Origin of the sequence: Stenotrophomonas sp. TD3 (genome assembly GCF_001939825.1) — a bacterium.
In the GTDB taxonomy this organism is placed as follows: Bacteria; Pseudomonadota; Gammaproteobacteria; order Xanthomonadales; family Xanthomonadaceae; genus Stenotrophomonas.
On the sequence record NZ_MOYM01000001.1, the window covers coordinates 2,092,197 to 2,113,594 of the forward strand.

Annotated in this window: 23 protein-coding genes; 3 read left to right on the top strand and 20 right to left on the bottom strand. The window is 65.2% G+C overall.

Annotation, left to right across the window (positions count from 1 at the left end; all coding sequences use genetic code 11):
- Positions 1 to 130: 130 nt before the first annotated feature.
- The 15 genes from BKE09_RS09825 to BKE09_RS09895 form a co-directional block, all read right to left on the bottom strand.
- Positions 131 to 841, bottom strand: coding sequence for a hypothetical protein (locus BKE09_RS09825; protein ID WP_075675611.1), 711 nt, complete (start codon positions 839 to 841; stop codon positions 131 to 133).
- Positions 841 to 1,158: a hypothetical protein gene (locus tag BKE09_RS09830; RefSeq protein WP_075675612.1), complete on the bottom strand. Its 318-nt coding sequence runs from the start codon at positions 1,156 to 1,158 to the stop codon at positions 841 to 843. The genes BKE09_RS09825 and BKE09_RS09830 overlap by 1 nt, the downstream gene beginning before the upstream one ends.
- Complete coding sequence (locus tag BKE09_RS09835) at positions 1,158 to 4,646, bottom strand: host specificity protein J (protein ID WP_075675613.1); 3,489 nt, start codon at positions 4,644 to 4,646, stop codon at positions 1,158 to 1,160. The genes BKE09_RS09830 and BKE09_RS09835 overlap by 1 nt, the downstream gene beginning before the upstream one ends.
- On the bottom strand, positions 4,643 to 5,236 hold the full coding sequence (locus BKE09_RS09840) for a tail assembly protein (protein ID WP_075675614.1): 594 nt from the start codon (positions 5,234 to 5,236) through the stop codon (positions 4,643 to 4,645). Before BKE09_RS09840 ends, BKE09_RS09835 begins: the two co-directional genes overlap by 4 nt.
- Complete coding sequence (locus BKE09_RS09845) at positions 5,229 to 5,969, bottom strand: C40 family peptidase (protein ID WP_075675615.1); 741 nt, start codon at positions 5,967 to 5,969, stop codon at positions 5,229 to 5,231. Before BKE09_RS09845 ends, BKE09_RS09840 begins: the two co-directional genes overlap by 8 nt.
- A 60-nt stretch (positions 5,970 to 6,029) precedes the next feature.
- On the bottom strand, positions 6,030 to 6,725 hold the full coding sequence (locus tag BKE09_RS09850) for a phage minor tail protein L (RefSeq protein ID WP_075675616.1): 696 nt from the start codon (positions 6,723 to 6,725) through the stop codon (positions 6,030 to 6,032).
- Complete coding sequence (locus tag BKE09_RS09855) at positions 6,722 to 7,939, bottom strand: hypothetical protein (protein WP_075675617.1); 1,218 nt, start codon at positions 7,937 to 7,939, stop codon at positions 6,722 to 6,724. Before BKE09_RS09855 ends, BKE09_RS09850 begins: the two co-directional genes overlap by 4 nt.
- 11 nt (positions 7,940 to 7,950) lie before the next feature.
- Positions 7,951 to 8,280, bottom strand: a complete 330-nt coding sequence (locus BKE09_RS09860; protein ID WP_014035630.1) for a phage tail protein — start codon at positions 8,278 to 8,280, stop codon at positions 7,951 to 7,953.
- On the bottom strand, positions 8,277 to 9,425 hold the full coding sequence (locus BKE09_RS09865; protein ID WP_075675618.1) for a phage tail tape measure protein: 1,149 nt from the start codon (positions 9,423 to 9,425) through the stop codon (positions 8,277 to 8,279). Before BKE09_RS09865 ends, BKE09_RS09860 begins: the two co-directional genes overlap by 4 nt.
- A gap of 78 nt (positions 9,426 to 9,503) precedes the next feature.
- Positions 9,504 to 9,761, bottom strand: coding sequence for a DUF1799 domain-containing protein (locus BKE09_RS09870; protein WP_075676677.1), 258 nt, complete (start codon positions 9,759 to 9,761; stop codon positions 9,504 to 9,506).
- 50 nt (positions 9,762 to 9,811) lie between these two features.
- Positions 9,812 to 10,120: a phage tail assembly chaperone gene (locus BKE09_RS09875; protein ID WP_014035627.1), complete on the bottom strand. Its 309-nt coding sequence runs from the start codon at positions 10,118 to 10,120 to the stop codon at positions 9,812 to 9,814.
- Positions 10,120 to 10,779, bottom strand: a complete 660-nt coding sequence (locus BKE09_RS09880; protein WP_075675619.1) for a phage tail protein — start codon at positions 10,777 to 10,779, stop codon at positions 10,120 to 10,122. Before BKE09_RS09880 ends, BKE09_RS09875 begins: the two co-directional genes overlap by 1 nt.
- Before the next feature lie 73 nt (positions 10,780 to 10,852).
- Positions 10,853 to 11,209 carry a DUF3168 domain-containing protein gene (locus tag BKE09_RS09885; protein ID WP_075675620.1) on the bottom strand — a complete coding sequence of 119 codons (357 nt, stop codon included), beginning with the start codon at positions 11,207 to 11,209 and terminating at the stop codon, positions 10,853 to 10,855.
- 23 nt (positions 11,210 to 11,232) lie between these two features.
- Complete coding sequence (locus BKE09_RS09890; RefSeq protein ID WP_075675621.1) at positions 11,233 to 11,583, bottom strand: head-tail adaptor protein; 351 nt, start codon at positions 11,581 to 11,583, stop codon at positions 11,233 to 11,235.
- On the bottom strand, positions 11,580 to 12,092 hold the full coding sequence (locus BKE09_RS09895; protein ID WP_075675622.1) for a head-tail connector protein: 513 nt from the start codon (positions 12,090 to 12,092) through the stop codon (positions 11,580 to 11,582). The genes BKE09_RS09890 and BKE09_RS09895 overlap by 4 nt, the downstream gene beginning before the upstream one ends.
- A gap of 376 nt (positions 12,093 to 12,468) precedes the next feature.
- On the opposite strand from BKE09_RS09895, the gene BKE09_RS09900 reads away from it, so the two are divergent.
- Together BKE09_RS09900 and BKE09_RS09905 are read left to right on the top strand one after the other, a co-directional pair.
- Complete coding sequence (locus tag BKE09_RS09900) at positions 12,469 to 13,425, top strand: cation transporter (protein WP_075675623.1); 957 nt, start codon at positions 12,469 to 12,471, stop codon at positions 13,423 to 13,425.
- Between the two features lie 111 nt (positions 13,426 to 13,536).
- A complete protein-coding gene (locus BKE09_RS09905; protein ID WP_049399846.1) occupies positions 13,537 to 13,962 on the top strand; it encodes an organic hydroperoxide resistance protein in 426 nt (141 codons plus the stop codon).
- Positions 13,963 to 14,078: 116 nt separating this feature from the next.
- Here the strand turns inward: BKE09_RS09905 and mmsB are convergent, their stop codons facing one another.
- From mmsB to BKE09_RS09930, 5 genes are read right to left on the bottom strand one after another with little or no spacing between them, the layout of a single operon-like run.
- Positions 14,079 to 14,969 carry a 3-hydroxyisobutyrate dehydrogenase gene (gene mmsB / locus BKE09_RS09910; RefSeq protein ID WP_075675624.1) on the bottom strand — a complete coding sequence of 297 codons (891 nt, stop codon included), beginning with the start codon at positions 14,967 to 14,969 and terminating at the stop codon, positions 14,079 to 14,081.
- Positions 14,966 to 16,141 (bottom strand): enoyl-CoA hydratase/isomerase family protein, encoded by a 1,176-nt coding sequence (locus BKE09_RS09915; protein ID WP_075675625.1) that lies wholly within the window; start codon positions 16,139 to 16,141, stop codon positions 14,966 to 14,968. Before BKE09_RS09915 ends, mmsB begins: the two co-directional genes overlap by 4 nt.
- Entirely contained in the window at positions 16,138 to 16,935 is a 798-nt protein-coding gene (locus BKE09_RS09920; RefSeq protein ID WP_005407685.1) for an enoyl-CoA hydratase, read from the bottom strand. Before BKE09_RS09920 ends, BKE09_RS09915 begins: the two co-directional genes overlap by 4 nt.
- Positions 16,932 to 18,098 carry an acyl-CoA dehydrogenase family protein gene (locus tag BKE09_RS09925; RefSeq protein ID WP_075675626.1) on the bottom strand — a complete coding sequence of 389 codons (1,167 nt, stop codon included), beginning with the start codon at positions 18,096 to 18,098 and terminating at the stop codon, positions 16,932 to 16,934. Before BKE09_RS09925 ends, BKE09_RS09920 begins: the two co-directional genes overlap by 4 nt.
- A gap of 14 nt (positions 18,099 to 18,112) precedes the next feature.
- Positions 18,113 to 19,618 carry a CoA-acylating methylmalonate-semialdehyde dehydrogenase gene (locus BKE09_RS09930; protein WP_075675627.1) on the bottom strand — a complete coding sequence of 502 codons (1,506 nt, stop codon included), beginning with the start codon at positions 19,616 to 19,618 and terminating at the stop codon, positions 18,113 to 18,115.
- 115 nt (positions 19,619 to 19,733) lie between these two features.
- On the opposite strand from BKE09_RS09930, the gene BKE09_RS09935 reads away from it, so the two are divergent.
- Entirely contained in the window at positions 19,734 to 21,101 is a 1,368-nt protein-coding gene (locus BKE09_RS09935) for a short-chain fatty acyl-CoA regulator family protein (protein ID WP_032128200.1), read from the top strand.
- Positions 21,102 to 21,398: the final 297 nt, after the last annotated feature.

Below are 21,398 nucleotides of genomic sequence, written 5' to 3' on the forward strand. Positions count from 1 at the left end.
GCTGCCGATGTGCGGCAAGGGTCAGGGTGGCGTGATCACTGCAGTGCGTCGTCGGGGAGCGTGGGAGGGGCGCAGTCTACGGGAAGGGCCCGGGCGGCTCAAATGGCCGCCCGGGCCGTTCTTATTCAGCCTAGTAGGTGTGTGCGGCAATCAGGAAGTTCGGCAACTGCCCCGTGAAACTCTGGTAGGACGCGCCGCTCAACGAACGTTGACGGTTCTCTCTACGCCTGCAGTAGTTCAATCGCACCTGCGAAGCATTTGGAGTATTGATGTACGGCTGATAGCGCATGTTGCCGCGAATGGTCGGGCCACTTCCGTAGTAGGCGTAGATGTCATGGCACAGTCCAATGTCGGACATCAGATAGGCGAGATTCTCACCAGGACCGTTGAAGAGTGGCCCTTGCCTCACATTGTCGGTTGACATCTCGGTAAAGCTTGGCACGCTTCCACCCGATTTATCGACCAAACCAGCAATACGCAGTGGACGGTTTGACATGTCCCACTGGATCGATCCGTCGGCGTTGTAGACCTGCATGCCGGTATTTCCGCTGTTGACTGCCCGCCCCCAGGCCCACCACTCGAAGCTGGTGGTTCCTTGTCCCATGCTCCAGTAAAAGCCATTCAGCGAGGACATCACCTGGGCGGCCCCGCCATTGCAGCGGATGAACACCAGGTACGGCACGCTCTGTGCTGGAAGGCTTACAAACCCGCTCGCGCCATAGGCGGACGTATTGCTTGCAATGGACTGCGTGCCCTTGGCTATCGAAAAGAAAACAAAGGAATGCGCGCTCACAAGAACCGGAACGCCGCTGTCATTTGTGACTTCAAGACCAACGGACATCAGAAGACTCCGTAGTAGATGGAAGCGGACGGGTTGGCGATCGGCGAGAACGTAAACTGCATTCGCAATGTATTGCCGCCGTCGGCAAACGACATGTAGCCCAGCGCGGGTGCGGAAAACTGATTGCCATTCTGGTCCTGCCAACTGTCGGAGCCTGGACTGGGCAGAATGGCAAATGGCTCACCCATACCTGCCAGGCCCACGCTGCTGGACGAGCTTCCAACGACTGAAAGTGTACCCATGATCTTGCCGGCACGATCATTGGTGTCGAACCACATCTGCCCGTCCGGGCCGAATATCTGCATACCGGTTGCCATTACCAGATCCCCATACGGACGCGGACACGGCCGTTGTTGTCGTAAACGTGGATGACGCTGTCGTTGATGGTCAGGCGGCCGCCATTCTCGGGGCCGTTCATCGTCAACGTGCCGTTCTTGTCGAGCCTCCATCGCGGTTGCCCGCCGGCGCCGACTGCGTTGGACTGGATCACGTCGCCGATCATGGCGTTCTGGATCCAGCCGTTGCCGATCAGTGCCTGGCTGATGAAGGTCTGCCCGCCCTGCACCACGAAGGGCGCACTGACCTGGCCGCTGTTGGTGTTGAACAACGCGAAGCGATCGGCCTGCATCAGGATCTGGCTCTGGTAGCTGCCATCCGGCTGCTGCTCGACGCCCAGCCCCATGCCGGCCATGTAGATCTGCCCGGCGCTGGTGATCTGCGCCTTGACCGTATACGTCGCGCTGACCTTGCCATCCAGGTTCACCACGGCCTGCGAGACCTGTTGGACCGCGGCGCTGACACCCTCGATCTTGCCGGGAACACCGTCGATGGAGGCTTCGACCGTATCCACACGCTTGGCCAGTGCGAGGTCACCCTCGGCGATAACTGTCTGCAGGCTTGTGGAACCCGCGAACACGGAGTCGTCACCGGCTCCCCAATTTCCGTCGCCAGATGCCCGGACATCCAACTGCGCGAACAGACCATCGACCTTCTGCCCCTGCGCGGCCACCTTGCCATCGACATCGGTGACGTCCAGTTCCAGCTGGTCGACGCGGCCGACGATGGCGCCCGCCTCGGCGATGGCGTCGCCGATGTTCTTCCAGTGGCTGCCCGGCGGCGTTTCATTGCCTGCAGCAGTGCCCTGCCAGCTCCAGATCCGACCGTCGTGGATGACAGTCTGACCCGGGGTGTAGGTTGCCGCGGCATCCCAGACCAGCGGCAGCACTTCGGTGACGCGCTCGATCTTGCCCTTCAGCTGTTGGCCCAGCGCGCTTTCGTTGATGCGGCCGGCGAAGTAGGCATCGTAGTCCGACGGGTTGCTGCTGGACTCGCCCAGAACCCCCGACTCCACCGGATGCCACGGACCCACGTTGCCGCTGCGATCGACCAGGCGCCCCCAGAACCAGAAGCGTGCTCCCGCCGCGAGACCGTTCATCTGGTGCCGCGCTTGAGGATAGGCGAAGTCGCCGAGCTTGATGGCGGCCGCGCGATCAGGGCTTGTGCTGTACCAGAGTTCAGTGCGCTCGGTATCCGTGGCCCCCGCTGGGAACTGCCAGGCCAGTTCGATGCCGAACACCCGGCTGCGGGCGGTCAGTGCGGTCAGTGCCGGGGGTGGCGTTGTCTTGCCTTCAATGGTGGTGAGCATGCTGAGCGTCGGCTGCGACACCGCGCCCAGCGCATTGACCGCGCGTACGCGGGCCAGATACTCGCCCGCGTAGACGCCCCGCACTTCCAGGCTCTGCGTCCCGACGCGACCGGCGCGGACCCAGTTGAGATCACCACGGCGCCATTCCACGTCATAGCCGATCGCCTTGTCCGCCGCATCCCACTCGATGGTGAGCACGGACGTTGCGATGCCCTGGTCCACCACCACATGCGAGGCCATCCGCACATTGGCCGGTGCCGGCTGCACGCTGGGCGGAATGATGCTGATCGGCGGCTGCTCCAGGCGCGTGCCATCGTCGATGGCGGCGTACTTGCCCGGCACGTGCTTGAGCGCCGTGATCTGATAGGTCAGCGCTTCGCCTTCGCTGATCGACAGCACGCGATAGTGCTGCAGGGCCAGCTCCGGCGATTCCAGCGCCCAGACCGACTGCGCCACCGGCACTGCCGACCACGGCGCAGTGACGGTCACCGTCTGGCCGTCCACCGATTGCACGGTGCGTGCTTCGGTCTGCCCGCTGGGCAGGGTGGCGCGCAGGGTGTCACCGGCAGCGACCTGTTCCGGCACGCGATCCAGCACCAGGCTGCGCGTACCCGCACTGCGGATGCGTCCCGCGTTGCGGCGGCCGGCGCGGTTCGGGTCGGCCACCTGGATCACATCGCCAGGCATGCAGCCCAGCGCGTCCAGGCCCACCGAGAAGCTGATGGTTTCGGTTTCCAGCATTTCGGTATGCAGGATGTGGTTGCCCACGCGCTGCGCCTGCGAACGCGAGTGGCAACCCACCGCCGTCACTTCGGTCTGGTTGATGCCGTAGCGGGCCACGCCGGGCAGGTGCTGTACCACTTCGACCTTCTGCCTGCCGAAATCATCCGGATCGATCCACGACACCAGCGCCACCGTGTGCCGCGCCGTGCGGCTGCTGCCGGCATAGTGGAAGCGCCCTTCGATGACGTTGGCCTGGCTGTAGGTCAGCACCGGGTCCTTGGGCATGTCGGCCGAGGCCATCACCTGCCCCGCCGCATAGAAGCTGATGCCGCGGAACATGGTGGCGATGTCCTGCAGCACGCGATAGGCCTCGGCGCGGGTCTGCAGATACAGGCTGCAGGTGAAGCGCGGTTCCTTGCCGCCCTGGCCATCGCTGACCAGTTCATCGCAGTAGCGCGCGATCTGGTACAGCCGCCACTTGTCCACCCAGTCCAGCGGAACACGATGGCCCAGGCCGAAGCGATCGTTGGTGACGATGTCGAAGAACACCCAGGCCGGGTTGTTGGTCCACCCGCTCTTGAAGGTACCGTCCCACACGCCGCTGTAGAGACGGCTGAGCGGATCGTAGTTGGAGGGGATGCGTACGATGCGCCCCCACAGCTGGTAGGACCGGGTGGGGATGTTCTGGAACTGGCTGGCATCAACCTGTACCGCCGCCAGCGCGCAGTTCGGATAGCGCAGCTTGGCATCGATGATCTCGGTCATCGACAGCACGTTGATGGTATCGGCGATGGTGCTGCTGTTGGCGTTGGCGGTCAGCCGGCGGATGCGCACCTGCCACTGGCTGCCGGCAGGCAGATCGATGCGGCGGCTGCGCTCGTACTGGCTGGTGGTCTTGCCACTGAATGCATCGGTCAGCACCGTGCTGAACGGGCCACCATCGGTGGAAAGATCCACCGCATACATGATCCGGTAGCCCTCGGTGTCACCGTTCTCGGTGTTGGTCTTCTGCAACGCAGGCACCGCGAAGCGGATACGGACGGCCGACAGGTCGGCACCCGATACGGTGCGTACCACCGGCGCGTCGCTGCGCAGCTCGACGTTGACACCGACTTCGTTCTCGATGGAGGGGAAGCCGCTGATGTGCTCCTGGTCCTGGGTGCCGGAACGCGTCTGCACGTCCACGCCGGAGAAGTTCAGCGTGCCGTCCGGATTCTCGATCGGCACCTGGTCCAGGTAGATCGACTGCTTGCCGGCGACCAGGCCGCGGATCTCGCCTTCGCTGGCGAGGTCGATGATGCGGGCCACCGCCATCGAGTGCAGGCTGTCGGCGGTTTCGACCGGGGTTCGGGCGTTGCTCGCGCCCTTCTTGGCGCCCGCCAGCAGGGGAGCCGCTGCACCGCGTGCACGCGATGCGGAATGAGTAATCGGGTTCAAAACTGGTCCTCCGCCAGGATGCCGCCGCTGATCACGGCCGAGCCGATGAACATGCCCTTGCTGTCATGGCCGCCATAGGCGACCGGAACGGGGTTGCCCTGCGCCTGCGTGTTGACGGTGCCGTTCATGCTGTAGCTGGGCGCGTTTTCGGGTGTGTCTTTGGCGCCCAGGCCTTTTGGCTGGGGGGAGAGCATCTGGGTGATCCCGCCAACCACCATGCTGACGCCGGTTGATACCAGTGCAGCCCCACCAGCCCAAGATGTGTAGCTCCCCACAACGATCAGCACGATGCCAATGATGGTTTGCAGTACGCCCCCCCGCTTGCTACCCACCATCACCGGTGCGATGCGGATGTCACCCTGCCCCGGCGGGTCGTGCAGCTGATCCCGCGACAGATTCTGCCGGCCAGCGAACACAGCAAACTCCATGCCCTTGGCTTTGGCACCCATCAGGTACTGCTGGAATCCCGGCAGCATCGTGCACAGCGCATGCACCGCCTCGGCCGGGCTGTTCACCGCCAGCCGGAACCTGCGCCCAAAGCGCGCCCCCAGCTTGCCGTACAGGCGGATCGTGCGAAGACGGTCAGTCATGGCGCACCTCGCGATGGCGGACGATGCAACGGGTGCGCTCGGCCCACATGCCGCCGTAGGGCACGGTCTCGGACAGGCGGCCATGCAGGTGGTGCAGCATCTGCCCGTCGCCGAGGTAGATGCCTGCATGGTTGGTGACCGGCGAGCGGATCTGCATCAGGATCATGTCGCCCCGCTGCGGTTCGCCCTCGATCAGGTCGAAGCCCTCCGCATGCAGCCGTTCAAGGCTGTACAGGTCCTGGCCGCGGCTCCACCAGTCATCCTGGCGTTCGTACTCGGACAGCCGGATGTCCAGTTCGCGTGCGTGGAAATCGCGGACCAGGCTGTAGCAGTCCAGCACGCCGTGGGCGAACTGGCGACCGACCAGCGGTGCCATGTAACCCGAGGGATGCAGGGTCTGCAAATCAGCGCACAGCGGTGGCTCGCCGGTTACCTGGCCGACGCTGACAATGTGCCAGGTCAGCCCGCTGCGCTCGCACATGACCCGATCGGCATCGGACGGCGTCGCGGCGGCATCGGGGTGGCTGTGCACCAGGGCCAGCACCTCGCCCTTGTCCTCGGCCACGGCATAGTCCTCGGCCGGCAGACGGAAATGCTCGCTGGGCGTGGCGGCCACGTTGCGGCAGGGAAGATAGCGTTCGTGGCCTTCAATGGCCACGATCAGCCCGCAGCATTCGCGCGGGTACTCGGCCACGGCGTGCGCCTGGATGGCCTGCAGGGTTGTCGGTTGCATGTTTCACCCATGAAAAAGGCCCGCGCGGGCGGGCCTGGAAAGTGGAAGCGGGAGTTTCGATCAGGAGCGCAACAGGCCCGCGGCGGGGAAGCCGCCATAGGGCAGCGGCTTGTCCTGGCCGAAGCGCAGCTTGCAGCTGCGTACCCGACCGCCGCACTGGTCGCGTGCCGGATCGTCGGTGGCGACGTCGTCGCTGTCCGCTACCGCCGGACCGTTGTAGCCGCAGTACGCGCCGCGATAGCCACCACGCACCAGCCAGCCACACATGCCGGCGATGATCTGCCTGCCCGGCAACTGCTGGCCATTGAGATCAATCGCGGTGGTCAGCTCGAACTCGACCATCTGCTTGTCTTCGCCGATCTTGCGCTCGATGAACCAGACTTCGTCGGGGAAATGCTCGGCAGGATCCGCACTGGGATTGCCTTCCTCGAAGTTGGTGGCATCCAGGTACTTGGCCAGCGTCTGCCGGCGGATGATGCGGGCACCGACCAGGTCATCGAACAGCAGGCACATGGCGGTGATGCGGCCATCGATGTTGCTCACGCGCAGGCGTGGGTTCGGTGGCTGGTCACTGGTGCGTTCGAAGCCGCTGGCCTCGATCGGCCAGGGGCCATATTCCTGGCCCTGCCACCAGATGAGGCCACTCTGCAGGTGTGCGTGGAAGAAGAGCTTGTCGGCGCCGAAACTGCTGGCGTCGAGCTCGTAGACGGTGATGCGGCCACCCGGCTCAAGCTGCTGGGCATCGGCGGTGATCATGGCCTACCCTCAATGGCTTCTACCAACCGTTCAAGTGCCAGTTCCAACGCGACGATGCGCCGTTCCTGCTCTTGAAGCCGGCGTGACTTCTGCTGGTGCGCACGGACGTTGAGCGCCAGAATCTGCATCATGTCGATGCCCATTGGGACGAAGTCATCGTGCGTTTCAAAGATGGTGTTCCCTTCACTGTCGACCAGCGTCGAGCCATCCTCGGGATTGACCAATGGCACCTTGATGCCGCCCTTGCGACCTCCACTCGTAGCCTCTGGACGCACGTCATGCACGTTCTCTGCGAGTAGGCCTACAAAGGTCTTGTCACTCTCGCAGAACTCAGGCCGATAGCGGTAGGTGATGACCACCATGCGATCCAGATCGGAGTCGGCGTCGCCCGCGTAGCCTTCCAGATAGTCCTTTACATCTGCAGATGAGGTTGGGTTGAATGCGGTGGCATTGAGCACACCATCCTCGCTGAGCCTCATCCGAGAACTTATCGACGTTCCGGTTTGAGTCACCCCCCAGTTCATATCGCCGAATGTCATCCACCATCCGCCCTGCTTCCCCCCATCCGTCATGGCGTAGCCACCCCCAAAGCTTCCCTGTGTATGGAAACCAAAGGTGCCGACACCACCGCCTGGGTTTGGCTGGACCGGATAGCAATCGATGCTACCGCCTTCGCGGATACGCGCCGTTCTGCGCTGGGATACGTTTGCAACGCATGCGTAGAAGAGATGCCCACCCGTTCCACCTCCGCGGAAATTCAGATACTCCGAGCAGCCATACCCATTCTCCGCCGCCAAGCCGTTCCAGAGAATTTCCGTACCCGCGGCGTTGTGCGGAACGGCCAGCGCGGAGGCCGTCACGCGGGCCGCGGTGTTGATGTCGCTCGCCTCGATAGTAAGCGGAGCGACATTGGGCAGAGAGTAGTTGTAGGAAGTAATAAACGCCCCATCAGAGGTAACACTCTGCAGGAGGTATTTTCCGGTGGTCGGTACTGCTCCGACTGAACCCTCCGCAATCAACGCGCGTCCCGTCGCAGTTATGGTAGACGTTGTAGTCAGCGGACCGCTGAGGGTTCCACCGACCTTGGGCAGTGCTGCCTTCGCCAGCTGCTCAAGGTAGGCGTCATTCTCGTTGAGCTTTACGAAGGCAACCTTGGCGGGATCTCCCTTGTAGTTGCCGTGGTCAGTGAGGGTATCGACTGGATTCAGAGTCATGATGATTTTCCTTAGGGCTGGTACGTCTGTTCGAATGTCGCGGCAATACTGGATACCTGGCCACCGAGATGGCTGTCGGTGTAGGAATCACACATGTACAGCCCCTGCCCCAGTGGCCCCTTCCACAGGAAGCTGCGGCCGGCATGACCATCCAGGAAGGCAACGATTTCGTTGATGGTCCTGCGGTTGCCGACAAACTGCAGCTGGTAGCTGCGCGAGGTGGCATTCAAGCCATCGGCAGCGGCCTGCGCATAGCCATCACCGAACTTCGCGCGCTTCACGGCGGCGGTGGTGGTTCCGGTGCTCTGGCTGGTTGCCGGCCAGGTGAATGTGTCGGTCATTGCATGGCACTCCTGCTGAGCACACCACCTGCCTTCAGGTCACGACTCTGCAGCTCGCGGTACTTGCGTTCCACAAATTGGCCGATCTCGTTGCCGAACTGCTGCAGCATGCTTTCGTTGGTGGTGACTTCCTTGCCACCGTTGTTGTCGATGCGGATGCTTACCCCCACTCCGCCGCCACCGCCTCCGCCGCCATGTGCGGCCACGCCCAGACGGCCGTCCGGCCCGCGCTGCAGCGGCATGATCGCTTCCGGTCCCGCTTCGCCGAATACACCGGCGCCCTTGGCGAAGGCGAACAGCTGCGGGGTGTTGTAGACACCGCCGGAGTAGGCGGAGAGGCTGGGCGAGGCATAGACGCCCCCCTGGGCATGAGGCGTCATGTTGCCGCTGGTCAGCCAGCCGGTGTTGTTGCCGAAGCCGCTGGCGAAGCCGGAACTGGGCGCTGCGCTTGCGCCACCAAAGAAGCTGGCAATGGTTTTCACCCCCCATACGATCGCCTGCTGCAGGGCGATGCGTTCGAGGTCGGCAATGATGGCCTTGGTGAGCTCGCGGAAGCCGGACTTTCCTGTGGTCACGAACTTGTAGAGTGCTGTTTCGGCGCCGGCGAAAGCCTTGTCGAAGGCCACTTTCGTCGTTGTCGCAGTGTCTTCAGCCTTGCTGAGATAGCTGTCAAAGGCGGCCTCCACGCCTTTTCCTGCACCGGCAAAGCCCGTCTTCTTGTCTTCTTTTTCAGTTGTTTCTTTCTTCTCGGGCGGAAACAGGGGCACGCCGTTGAGCATTCCACTACCGTACTTCCGCTGCTTTTCAACGAAGTCGGGTACATTGATCGAAGCAAACGGTGCAACACCCAGCGCACCGGTGCCCAGAGGGTTTTCCTGTCGGCTCTCGATGGCTGCCTGCGTGGCAGCCGCTTTCATTGCCGTGGCGGTCAGTTGCTGCACCAGTGTGTTCATCATGGAAACACTGCTGCTCATGACAGTGTTCAGTGCCTGGTGCAGCACAGTGGCTTGAGTGAGCTGGACGGGCAGCTGCTGTGCAGCACTGGCGAGCTGGCTCACGCTCTGCGTTGCCGCTTGTGCGGCGGAGGCGACGATCGCGCTGACTTTGACAGCGGCAGCCGAGTCACTGAGCGTTGAATCGCTCATGAAGTTCTCCTGGCATGAAGAATGGCCCCGCGCAGTGGCGGAGCCATGATGGAGCCATCGACCGGTGTCGATGGCGGCTTAGTGCTGCTGCATGTAGTCCAGCGCCGCACGCTCGATGATGCGGATTCCCGCCATCACCTCATCGTGCTTGTCCGGTGCGAGCGCTTCGCGCTGCAGCTCGTGGTAGACCACGTTGTAATCCAGCCCGATCGGGCCACCTGCGCCGACGCGCCACTGGGTGGCAACCCGCGAGAAAAGTTCGATGGGAAGCACGCACTCCGGCCACAGCTCAACCTGCGGCGGCGGAAAGTGCTTTGCCTTCAATCCAAGCTGCATCAGCTCGGACTCGGTGGGGGCCCGCCAGTACAGGGCCCCCACCGCCTCGATCAGTTTCCCTTGCGTGCGACCTGCAGCGCCTGGGTGTAGCCACCGATGATGGCGCCATCCAGGCCGGCCTGCTGCTGCAGCGCGAGCTCGACGCCGGCGGTGTCCAGCGCCACATCGGCATCCCAATCCACCACGATGTCGAGGATTGCCTGGGCCACGCTCAACGTGTCATCACCCAGACGCTCCAGCAGGCTGGCGTAATCGGGCACCGACAGATGCCGGTAGGTCAGGTTGAGCTTCTGCTCGCGACCGTGACCGACGATGGTCAGGGTGCTCTTGAAGCTCTCCGGCGCCTTGACCTGGAACATCAGGCGCCCTCGACCAGGATGGAGTCTGCCAGCGCAGTGAAGGTTGCGGTGGTACCCATCGGAGTGTTGGCGGCCATGGTCGGGTCGCCGTTGTAGCTCAGGTAGCCGTACCAGTACAGCACGTCACCGCCGACCAGCTTTGCCCGCAGGATCACCGGTTCGCCCTTGGCATCAGCCTTCTTCAGTGCCGGGTACCACGGCTTCTTCGGGTCGTAGAACAGCGGCAGGGTGATGGTCTTGGCGTTCTTGAAGGTCGGCAGCTGCACCTGGCGGCCGGTCGGATCCTCCAGCAGCGTGCCGCTCCAGTACTGCTGCTCGCCACCGGCGGTGGTCGGGTCGCCCTGCTGGTCCAGGTCGACGAAGGCGCCGGCCTTGCGCAGTACGCCCGCACCGCTGGTGCCCGGGAACAGCACGGTGTCGGTGGTATCGATGCCCAGCAGTTCAACGCTGCCGGTGGTTTCAGCGCCGGCGCGGGTGGCGCGGTTGTTCAGGGCCGGCCAGCCCGGCAGTTCGATGACCACCACATCGCCGGTGTCGACACTGTTGGCCGCGACGCTGGCCAGGGCCGGCGCGGCCTTGGAGATCGCGGTGGTGGCGATGGCGGTGGAGATGACCGGTGCGAAGCCGAACTGGGTGCCCTTGGGAAGCTTGAGTGCCATGGTGTATTTCCTCGTTGGATGAAAAAAAAGGCCCGGCGGTTGCCGGGCTGGGGTGTTGCGCGGGTGATGCGGTTTACGGGTCGACGTACCACAGGCCGAAATCGAGCCGCGCGCCGTGCTTGTGCAGCACCGGCTCATGCACGGCGATTGCAGCGCCGAACGACTCGGCGCTCGGCAGTCCTGCGCAGACCTGGTCCTCAATGGTGCGAATCAGGGTGTTGGCCTGGGCACGACTGTCTGCCCAGACGGTCAGCTGCACGCGAGCGTGCTTCTGTTCGGGAGTGGAACCTTCGTTGAACCACACGGACTGCCCACCCACCTGCTGGTAGACGGCACACGGGTAGATGACCGGTTCCGGTGGAACGTCGGGATACAGCCGGCCCTGCAGCAGCGGGGCCAGCAGCGCGTACAGCTGTGCTTCGTAACTCATCGCGGTGTCCTGGTTGGCGTCGCTCAGGCAATGCCTGAAGACTGTTCGGTGAACAGCACGGTGCTCTGGCGCCGGCTGAAGTCGGGAGCAACGCCGGTGATGTCGAAGACGCGACCGTCATGCACGATGCGCATGCCGACGTGGATACCGGCCTGTCGTGCGGCCGCCAGACGGACATGGAACCGCTGGCGCCGGATCGTTGCCGGCAGTCGGCTTTCCAGCGTCAGCCGCTGCATGCTGTCGGCTGCATCGGCGGTGATGGCGGCCCACAGTTCGGCCACCGGCTGCCAGGCGTCCAGCGGCTGCCCCCAGGCATCGAGCTGGCCGTCCTGGCGCTCGATACGGATGCGACGATTGAGGTGGCCGGCGTTCATGGCGTTGCGGCCGGCCGGTACGGATCAAGCAGTGCGGCCACGCCGAACGGCAGTTCCATTGCGATGGCAGTGGCGCCTGCCGGTGCATCGAGCGTCTGCGCAGAGACAACCACGGCTTCGCGGTGGGCGTACAGGTGGCCCAGCAGCAGGCGGACTGCTGCGCGGATGCTGTCGTTGGCCGGCATGCCCAACAGCAGGCGTGCACTGCGCGCGGTGGCCACGGCCAGGCGGCGATCGGCCACATCACGCATGGCCTTGGCCTTGGCCGCGTTGGTCTCGGCGTTGGCGGCGGCAACCGCGGCTTCATGCCCGGTCACCGCCGCCGCCATGCCCTGCGGCAGCTGGTCCAGCGCCTGGTCCAGCGCGGCCTGGTCGGCGTACAGTTCGCGGCCCAGGTAGGCTGCGGCCGCGTCGCTGGCTGCTGCCAGCAGGTCACCCAGGATGGCGTCGTCAAAGTCGCCGTCGATACGGCAGTGCGCGCGGCACTGCTCAAGGGTCAGCAGGGGCATCGAATCCTCCTTCGTTGATGGATGTGGAGTGCCCCGACCCTGCGCGCACGGCGGCGCCCCACGCGGTCACCAGGACGGCGCGGGAAAAGCAGGATCGGGGCGGAAAACAGAACGGCCGCGACGCGAGCGTCAGGGCCGGTGGCGATGGCATCGCAGCGCGATGGCGCAAACGAAAGAAGCCCCCGGGGTCACCGGAGGCTTCTATGTCATCGTGGTACAAACGATACGCTTCGGGTGTGCACCCGTCAATCCGCAAACGGTTACCAGTCTGGTGACTCTTCCAGGCGCTGTGCAGCTGCGGTCACGGCGACATGCTGCAGGCTGGATAGAATGGCGACGCGCTGCTCCCGCAGCCCATTTCCCGCTGGATTCCCGCATGCCTGCCACCCCCGAACGCTTCTTCGATGCGCGTACCGAACAAGGCGTGCTGCGCCTGTCCATCGCAGGCTCACTGCTGCTGGCCGCGGCAGCGGTGGTGTTCGGCCTGCTGGCCAATTCCTCGCTGATCATCTTCGATGGCATCTACGGCCTGATCGATGTGGTGATGACCTGGCTGTCATTGCTGGTCGCGCGGCTGATCGCTCTATCCACCAGCAGCGATGCGCTGCAGTCGCGGCTCAACCAGCGCTTCACAATGGGCTTCTGGCACCTGGAGCCGATCGTGCTGGGGGTGAGCGGCACGCTGATGATCGGCGCGGCGCTGTATGCACTGGTCAATGCGGTGGACGCGTTGATGTCCGGCGGCCGCCATATCGCGCTTGGCCCGGCCATCGCCTTCGCCGGGTTGTCGATCGTCGGCGAAGGTGCGCTGGCCTGGTTCGTGCTGCGTGCCAACCGTCGCATCGGTTCGGAGTTCATCGCGCTGGACGCGAAGAACTGGGTGATCGCCGCCAGCATGTCGGCCTGCTATCTGCTGGCCTTCCTCGGCGGTGTGCTGGTGCGTGGCACCTCGCTGGCCTGGGTCGGGCCGTACATCGACCCGGCCATCCTCGCCTTCGTCTGCGTGCTGGTGATGATCGCCCCGCTGGGCACCGTGCGCCGTGCGCTGGCCGGCATCCTGCTGGTCACCCCGCCGGAACTGCAGGCGCACGTGGACGCGGTGGCACGCGCGATCGTCGCCAGGCACGGCTTCGTCGAGCATCGCAGCTATGTCGCGCAGGTGGGGCGTGGCGAGCAGATCGAGCTGTTCTTCGTGGTACGCGAGGACGACCCGCCGCGGCCCCTGCTGGAATGGGACCAGCTGCGCGACGAGATCGGCGATGCGCTGGGCGAGGCCTCGCCGGACCGCTGGCTGACCATCATGTTCACCACCGACCGCGAGTGGACGATCTAGGCCAGCAGGACGATCAATCAAGTTTTTCGTACGAACTGCAACCCAACGTACGCAGAAACCGGGCAAAGTAGGCTCCAACGCAACACCCACCCACTGACCAGGAGCATCACGATGTCCATCGAAAAGGTTCTGTATACCGCCCAGGCCACCTCCACCGGCGGCCGTGAAGGCCGTTCCGTCTCGTCCGACAACGTGCTGGACATCCAGCTGTCGACCCCGCGCGAGCTGGGTGGCGCCGGCGGCCCGGGCACCAACCCGGAACAGCTGTTCGCCGCTGGCTACTCGGCCTGCTTCCTCGGTGCGCTGAAGTTCGTGGCCGGCCAGGCCAAGGTCGCGCTGCCGGCCGACACCACCGTCACCGGCAAGGTCGGCATCGGCCAGATCCCGACCGGCTTCGGCATCGAGGCCGAGCTGACCATCAGCGCTCCGGGCGTGCCGCGCGAGCAGCTGGAAGAGCTGGTCCAGAAGGCGCACATCGTGTGCCCGTACTCCAACGCTACCCGCGGCAACATCGACGTGACGCTGGTCGTTGCCTGATCCGACCCCTCAAAAAAAATGGGCGGATGCCGGTCGAAACCGAACATCCGCCCATCCCACCTTCGTTGTCCCACATGGGGGCATGAGGTTGCCGGCCAGCGGCCGGCACTACCAGGTCACTTCTCGCTCGTGATGAGCTGCACGACGCTGGAGAAATCCAGCTTGCCGCGACCGGCCTGGTGGTTCATCGAGTACAGGTTGCGGGCCACTTCGCCCAGTGGAATCGAAGCGCCAACACTCATCGCCGCTTCCACCGCCAGGCCCATGTCCTTGAGCATCAGATCGCTGCCGAAACCGCCACTGTAACCGCGCGAGGCAGGCGCGTTTTCCAGCACGCCCGGCCACGGGTTGCACACTTCGGTGGCCCAGCTGCGGCCGGTGCTGACCGCCATCATCTGCGACAGCACCTTCGGGTCCAGCCCATGCGCCACGCCGAGTGCGATGGCTTCGCCGGTGACGGCCATGATCACGCCCAGCGCCATGTTGTTGCACAGCTTGGCGACCTGGCCGGCACCGCTGGCGCCGACATGGAAGATGTTCTTGCCCATCGCCTGCAGCACCGGGCGCGCGCGTTCCAGCGCGTCCTCTTCGCCACCGACGATGAAGGTCAGGGTGCCGGCCTGGGCACCGGCGGTACCGCCGGATACCGGCGCGTCGATCATCTGCAGGCCACGTGCGGCGGCGGCTTCAGAAACCTTGCGGGCGCTGGCCGGGGCGATCGTGCTGCAGTCGATGACCAGCGCACCGGCCGGGATCGCGGCGAGGATGCCGTCGTCGCCCAGGTACACGCCTTCGACGTGGCGGCTGGCCGGCAGCATCGAGATCACCACTTCAGCACCGGCCAGGGTGTCGCGGGCCGACGATGCGGCGCTGGCACCGGCATCGACGGCGGCCTGCACCGCGGCCGGAACCAGATCGAACACGCGTACGCTGTGGCCGTTCTTGACCAGATTGGCGGCCATCGGGCCACCCATGTTGCCCAACCCGATGAATGCAATGTGGCTCATGCAAGGCTCCTTTCAACAAGGGGAGTGCCCAGGTCGGCCAGCGGATGCGCGGCATCGGCCCAGGGGGAAGCGAAGAAGGTGTCGGCCCACGCGGCGGTGGCCTCGGCCAGGGTGACCGGGCTCCACTGCGGATTGCGGTCCTTGTCGATCAGCAGTGCGCGGATGCCTTCGGCGAAATCACCATGGGCGGCGCAATGCAGGGCGACGATGTACTCCAGGCGATAGATCGCGGCGAGGTCCTGGCCGGCACCGCGGCGCTGCAGTTCGTACGACAGCCGTGCCGAGCCCGGTGCACCGGCGGCGAGGGTCTTCTGTGCCGCCTGCAGCCAGGCATCGTCGGTCTGCAGGCCGGCAATGCGCGCAACGATCACTTCAAGGTCATCGCCTTCGCACAGCGCATCGACCTGCGCCGCATTGGCCAGCAGCGGACCGGTCGCGGCATCGCTGGCATGCGATTGCAGCAGATGGCTGAGCCGCTCATGGTTGTGCGCGGCATCGCCCGACCAGGCCACCTGCAGCAGCGCATCGAACACCGCGCTGCGGCGTTCTTCGGCCACATGCACATCGGCCAGGCCGGCGTAGATGGCATCGCCCGAGTTCAACAGTGCGCCGGTCAGGGCCAGGAACAGGCCGCCCTTGCCCGGCACACGCGGCAACAGCCAGCTGCCACCCACATCGGGGAACAGGCCGACGGTGATTTCCGGGAAGGCCAGCTTGGAGCGCTCGCTGACCACGCGGTGGCTGGCGCCGGACATCAGGCCGATGCCGCCGCCCATCACGATGCCGTGGCCCCAGCACAGGATCGGCTTGGCGTAGGTGTGGATGAGGTAATCAACGCGGTATTCAACGTCGAAGAACTCAGCAGCGTAGTCGTTCTCGCGGATGTCGCTGCGGCCAGCCTCGCGGAAGGCGACCATGCTCTTGTACAGGCTGTGCAGGTCGCCGCCGGCACAGAACGCCTTTTCGCCGGCGCCCTGCAGCACCACCATGGCGATGCCATCGTCGTCGGCCCAGGCATTCAGCTGCTTCAGCAGCAGGTGCGCCATCGGCAGCGAGAAACCGTTGAGCGTACGCGGCGCATTGAGCGTGGCGATGCCGATGCGCGTGCCGTTGGCGGCCACACGCTCTTCGAACAGCACCGGTGCGTCGTCGGCAGCGGTGTCGGTGCTCATGCGTTCTTCCACTGCGCGGCGCGCTTTTCCAGGAAGGCGGTCACGCCCTCAACCTGGTCGGCAGTATCGAACAGGTCGACGAAGGCTTCGCGCTCTGCCACCAGCGCCGAGGCGTGGGTGCCGGTGCGGGTGGACTGCACCAGGGTCTTGCAGGCGGCGATGCTGGTCGGGCTCTGCTTGCCGGCCTTCTTCGCCCATTCCAGCGCCAGCGCCTTGGCTTCGCCCTTGCCGACCTTTTCTTCGGCCAGGCCAATGCGCAGTGCGGTCTCGGCATTGATGCGCTCGCCCAGCAGGATCATGCGCTTGGCCCAGCCCTCGCCGACCAGGCGCGGCAGGTTCTGGGTGCCACCGGCGCACGGCAGCAGGCCGACGGTGGCCTCCGGCAACGCGACCTGGGCGTGGTCTTCAATGATGCGCAGGTCGCAGGCCAGCGCGCATTCCAGGCCGCCGCCCATGGCGTAGCCGTTGATCGCAGCGATCGACACGCCACGGAACCCGGACAGCGCTTCGAAGGCTTCACCAAAGCGGCGCGCGGCTTCACGTGCAGCGGCCTTGTCGCCGGAGGCGAACTGGTTGAGGTCGGCACCGGCGGAGAAGAATTTCTCGCCGTCACCGGTGATCACCAGCGCGTAGATGTCGCGGTCTGCGTTGAGCGCGCCCACCAGGTCGCGCAGCGCCGACAGGCTGTGCACGGTCCAGGTATGCGCCGGCGGGTTGTTCAGGGTGACCACGGCGGTGTGGCCATCCACCTCCACCTTCAGGCCCACGTGCTCCTGGGTACGCCAATCCTTCATCGCAGTTCCTCTTCGGTGTTGAGCAGGTGACGGGCAACGATCACCCGCATGATCTCGTTGGTGCCTTCCAGGATCTGGTGCACGCGGCAGTCACGCAGCAGGCGCTCGATCGGGTATTCGCGGATGTAGCCGTAGCCACCGTGGATCTGCAGTGCTTCGTTGCAGACGCTGAAACCGGCATCGGTGGCGAAGCGCTTGGCCATCGCGCACCACACGTTGGCGTCGCTGGCACCGGCATCGAGCTTGCGCGCGGCGGTGTGCACCATCTGCCGTGCAGCCACCAGCTGGGTGACCATGTCGGCCAGCTTGAACTGCAGTGCCTGGAACTCGGCCAGCGCCTTGCCGAACTGGCGGCGCTCGCCCATGTAGCGGCGTGCAGCGTCCAGCGCACCCTGCGCGGCGCCCAGCGAGCAGGCGGCGATGTTGATGCGGCCGCCATCCAGCCCCTTCATCGCCAGCTTGAAGCCGCCGCCTTCCTCTCCCAGAAGGTGGCTGACCGGTACGCGGACGTTTTCGAAGGTGATGCCACGGGTGGGCTGGCTGTTCCAGCCCATCTTCTCTTCCTTGCGGCCGAAGCTGATGCCCGGCAGGTCCGCCGGCACCGCAATGGCGCTGACACCGCCGGCACCGGCACCACCGGTACGTGCCATCACCACCAGCAGCTCGGTGGCACCGGCGCCGGAAATGAAGGCCTTCGAGCCGTTCAGCACATAGAAGTCGCCATCGCGCACGGCGGTGGTCTTCAGCGACGCCGCATCGGAACCGGCGCCCGGTTCGGTCAGGCAGTACGAAGCCAGCTTGTTGCCCGAAGACAGGTCGGTGCCCCACGCATCGCGCAGTGCCGGCTGGCCCCACTTGGACACCATCCACGAGGCCATGTTGTGGATGCTGATGTACGCCGCCGTCGACGGATCGACGCTGGCGAGCTCCTCGATGACGACGGCGGCGTCCAGTCGGCTCAGGCCGCTGCCGCCCACTTCCGGGTCCATGTACAGACCGCAGAAGCCCAGTTCACCGGCCTTGGCGATCGCCTCGCGCGGAAAGATGCCCTCCGCATCCCATCGCGCGGCGTGCGGCGCCAGTTCGGCCTGTGCGAAGTCGCGCGCCGCCTCGCGGTACGCCTGCTGCGCTTCTTCCAGTTCCGTCGTCATCGAGTGGCTCATGGCTGCTCCTGCCGTTACTTCAGGCTGATCGTGGTGTTGACGCCATGGCTGAGCGTCTCGTCATCGAACCAGCGCGCGGTGACCGTCTTGGTCTGGGTATAGAACAGCACCACCTGCTTGCCGTACGGGCCCAGGTCGCCCAGCTTGGACGCGCGCGAACCGGTGAACGAGAACAGCGGCACCGGCACCGGGATCGGCACGTTGATGCCGACCTGGCCGACGTCGATGTCTTCCTGGAACTTGCGCGCGGCGGCGCCGGACTGGGTGAACAGTGCCGTGCCGTTGCCGTTCGGGTTGCTGTTGACCATCGCGATGGCTTCTTCCAGCGTCTCTGCTTCGAGGATGACCAGCACCGGCCCGAAGATTTCTTCCTGGTAGATGCGCATGTCGGTGGTGACACCGGCAAAGATGGTCGGGCCGACGAAGTTGCCCTTCTCGAAACCATCGACCTGCGGCTTGCGGCCATCCAGCACCAGCTTGGCGCCCTGCTCCACGCCCGAGGCGATCAGGCCTTCCACGCGCTCGCGGGCGCTGCAGGAAATGACCGGGCCGACGTCGGTGCCGGACACGGTGCCGGCGCTGACCTTCAGGGTCTGGGCCTTGGCCACCAGGTCCTGCACCCAGTTACGCGCTTCACCGACCAGCACCAGGGTGGAAGCGGCCATGCAGCGCTGGCCAGCGGCACCGAAGGCGGCACCGACCATCGCGTTGAGGGTCTGTTCCTTGTTGGCGTCCGGCAGCACCACGGCGTGGTTCTTGGCGCCCATCATGCACTGCACGCGCTTGCCGGCCAGCGAGGCGCGGTTGTAGACGTGGGTGCCGACGCGGGTGGAACCGACGAACGACACGGCCTTGATGTCCGGATGGTCGCAGATCGCGTTGACCACTTCCTCGCCGCCGTGGACGACGTTCAGCACGCCCTTCGGAATGCCGGCTTCCAGGGCAAGCTCAACCAGGCGCATGGTGACCATCGGGTCCTGCTCGGACGGCTTGAGGATGAAGGTGTTGCCCGTTGCAATCGCCATCGGGAACATCCACAGCGGGATCATCGCCGGGAAGTTGAACGGGGTGATGCCGGCGCACACGCCCAGCGGCTGCATGATCGTGTAGGTGTCCACGCCATTGGCAACGTTGTTGGCCAGCTCGCCCAGCTGCAGGTTGCCGATGGCGGCGGCGTGCTCGACCACTTCCAGGCCACGGAACACATCGCCTTCGGCGTCCGGCAGGGTCTTGCCCTGTTCGGCGGTGAGGATGTGGGCCAGCTCGCTCATGTTCTCGCGGATCAGCTGCTGGTACTTCAGGAAGATGCGCGCACGGGTGCCGATCGGGGTCTTGCGCCAGGTCTTGAAGGCTTCCTTGGCGGCGGCGACGGCGGCGTCCACTTCGCCGGTGGTGGCGAACGGCACCTTGGCCAGCACGTCCTGGGTGGCCGGATTGATCACGTCCTGCCAGTGGGAGGTGGCCGATTCAACGAACTGGCCATCGATCAGCATGCGGATACGGGGCGCTGCAACAGTCATGACGACAATCCCACAGGGTGCGAAAGATGCTTGGCATTATTCACAGCACCCACCTCGATTTCCGGGCTGAATCCGCTTAATCTGGCCAACACGCCAGACGATTCATGTTAATTCTGTGAATTATTCAGCCCCCCAGCGACAACTTGGCCTGCGCCTGCTGCGGCTGCGCGAACAGCGCGGCTACAGCCAGGCGGATCTGGCACGGGCGCTGGGGCTGTCGGCCAGCTACCTGAACCAGATCGAGCGCAACAAGCGCCCACTCACGCCAGCGGTGCAGAAGAAGCTGGGCGAGGTATTGGGCGACGTTTCCGCACTGTTCGACGAGGATGAGCCCGCCGCGCTGCAGGAAGCGCTGGGCGAGACCCTGCGCGACCTGGGCCTTGCCGAAGTCAGTGCCACCGAACTGCGCGCGCTGGCCGGCAACCTGCCGCAGGTCAGCCGCGCGCTGCTGGACCTGCACCGCCGCCACCTGGCGCTGCGCGAGCATGCCGCCGCGCTGGAGTTCCAGCTGGGCGAGCCTGGTGCTGGCAGCACCCTGCCGGCCGGCGACCAGGTCCGCGAATTCTTCAACCGCATGCACAACCACATTCCCGAGCTGGACGAGCTGGCCGAGCAGCTGTTCGCCGAATGGGGGCTGTCGCCCGGGCATGTGGCGCCGCGGCTGCGCCAGCTGCTGGCCGACCGCCATGGCGTGCTGGTGGAAGTGGCCGCACTGCAGGCCGGGCGCGAGAAGCGGCAATACGATGCCGGTGCGCGGCGGCTGTGGCTGCCCGATTACCTGGAGCCCGGCCAGCAGGCGTTCCAGATGGCGGCCGAACTGGCCCTTCACGGCTACCTGCCGCAGATCGATGCGGTGGTGGCGCGCGCCGGGTTCACCGATGAGGCACGCATCGCGCAGGCGCGGATCGGTCTCTCCAACTATTTCGCCGGCGCGTTGGTGATGCCGTACATGCGCTTCCTGCGTGCGGCCGAAACCAGCAGCTACGACATCGAACTGCTGGCGCATCAGTTCGGCGTCGGCTTCGAAGCGGTCTGCCACCGGCTGAGCACGTTGGCGCGGCGCAGTGCGCCCGGGCTACCGTTCTTCTTCATCCGCGTGGACCGCGCGGGCAACGTATCCAAGCGCCATTCGGCCACCGATTTCCACTTCTCGCAGGTGGGTGGTTCGTGCCCGCTGTGGATCGTGTACGAGGCGTTCAACCAGCCCGGCCGCATCCTTACGCAGACGGCGCGCATGCCCGACGGGCGCCGCCATTTCTGGCTGGCGCGGCAGGTCAGCAGCGGCCCGGTCGGCCATGGCCAGCCGCGCAAGACGTTTGCGGTGGCGCTGGGCTGCGATCTGCAGCATGCCGAGCGGCTGGTGTATTCACTGGGACTGGATGTGCAGAGCCCGGGCAACTCGGTATCGATCGGCCCGGGGTGCCGGGTGTGCCCGCGCGAGGACTGCATGCAGCGTGCGTTCGCGCAGTTGCCGGGGCGGTAGGGGGTCGGCAGGGCTGCGCCCTGCACCTGCCGAAGCCGAAGCCGAAGCCGAAGCAACGGCAACGGCAACAGCGGGCTTTCCGTGGGATGGCGGGGTGGGTCCGGTTGCGGGGGCCGCTGCAAGTACGTCCATGTAAGCTCGGTCGCCGCATCCATGCGGCTCACGCCCCCGCAACCGGACCCACCCCGCCTTCGACAGGTTCCCGCTGCTGTGGGTGGGTGTCGACCTTGGTCGACACGGTAGATCCACGCCATGCGTGGATGCTCTTCGATGTTCGAAATATTCGATCTCGATCGG

Bases quoted from the DNA above. Each gene is read 5' to 3' on its own strand.
- BKE09_RS09825 (WP_075675611.1), bottom strand. From the start codon at position 841: ATGTCCGTTGGTCTTGAAGTCACAAATGACAGCGGCGTTCCGGTTCTT.
- BKE09_RS09830 (WP_075675612.1), bottom strand. From the start codon at position 1,158: ATGGCAACCGGTATGCAGATATTCGGCCCGGACGGGCAGATGTGGTTC.
- BKE09_RS09840 (WP_075675614.1), bottom strand. From the start codon at position 5,236: ATGACTGACCGTCTTCGCACGATCCGCCTGTACGGCAAGCTGGGGGCG.
- BKE09_RS09845 (WP_075675615.1), bottom strand. From the start codon at position 5,969: ATGCAACCGACAACCCTGCAGGCCATCCAGGCGCACGCCGTGGCCGAG.
- BKE09_RS09850 (WP_075675616.1), bottom strand. From the start codon at position 6,725: ATGATCACCGCCGATGCCCAGCAGCTTGAGCCGGGTGGCCGCATCACC.
- BKE09_RS09855 (WP_075675617.1), bottom strand. From the start codon at position 7,939: ATGACTCTGAATCCAGTCGATACCCTCACTGACCACGGCAACTACAAG.
- BKE09_RS09860 (WP_014035630.1), bottom strand. From the start codon at position 8,280: ATGACCGACACATTCACCTGGCCGGCAACCAGCCAGAGCACCGGAACC.
- BKE09_RS09865 (WP_075675618.1), bottom strand. From the start codon at position 9,425: ATGAGCGATTCAACGCTCAGTGACTCGGCTGCCGCTGTCAAAGTCAGC.
- BKE09_RS09870 (WP_075676677.1), bottom strand. From the start codon at position 9,761: ATGCAGCTTGGATTGAAGGCAAAGCACTTTCCGCCGCCGCAGGTTGAG.
- BKE09_RS09875 (WP_014035627.1), bottom strand. From the start codon at position 10,120: ATGTTCCAGGTCAAGGCGCCGGAGAGCTTCAAGAGCACCCTGACCATC.
- BKE09_RS09880 (WP_075675619.1), bottom strand. From the start codon at position 10,779: ATGGCACTCAAGCTTCCCAAGGGCACCCAGTTCGGCTTCGCACCGGTC.
- BKE09_RS09885 (WP_075675620.1), bottom strand. From the start codon at position 11,209: ATGAGTTACGAAGCACAGCTGTACGCGCTGCTGGCCCCGCTGCTGCAG.
- BKE09_RS09890 (WP_075675621.1), bottom strand. From the start codon at position 11,583: ATGAACGCCGGCCACCTCAATCGTCGCATCCGTATCGAGCGCCAGGAC.
- BKE09_RS09895 (WP_075675622.1), bottom strand. From the start codon at position 12,092: ATGCCCCTGCTGACCCTTGAGCAGTGCCGCGCGCACTGCCGTATCGAC.
- BKE09_RS09900 (WP_075675623.1), top strand. From the start codon at position 12,469: ATGCCTGCCACCCCCGAACGCTTCTTCGATGCGCGTACCGAACAAGGC.
- BKE09_RS09905 (WP_049399846.1), top strand. From the start codon at position 13,537: ATGTCCATCGAAAAGGTTCTGTATACCGCCCAGGCCACCTCCACCGGC.
- mmsB (WP_075675624.1), bottom strand. From the start codon at position 14,969: ATGAGCCACATTGCATTCATCGGGTTGGGCAACATGGGTGGCCCGATG.
- BKE09_RS09915 (WP_075675625.1), bottom strand. From the start codon at position 16,141: ATGAGCACCGACACCGCTGCCGACGACGCACCGGTGCTGTTCGAAGAG.
- BKE09_RS09920 (WP_005407685.1), bottom strand. From the start codon at position 16,935: ATGAAGGATTGGCGTACCCAGGAGCACGTGGGCCTGAAGGTGGAGGTG.
- BKE09_RS09925 (WP_075675626.1), bottom strand. From the start codon at position 18,098: ATGAGCCACTCGATGACGACGGAACTGGAAGAAGCGCAGCAGGCGTAC.
- BKE09_RS09930 (WP_075675627.1), bottom strand. From the start codon at position 19,618: ATGACTGTTGCAGCGCCCCGTATCCGCATGCTGATCGATGGCCAGTTC.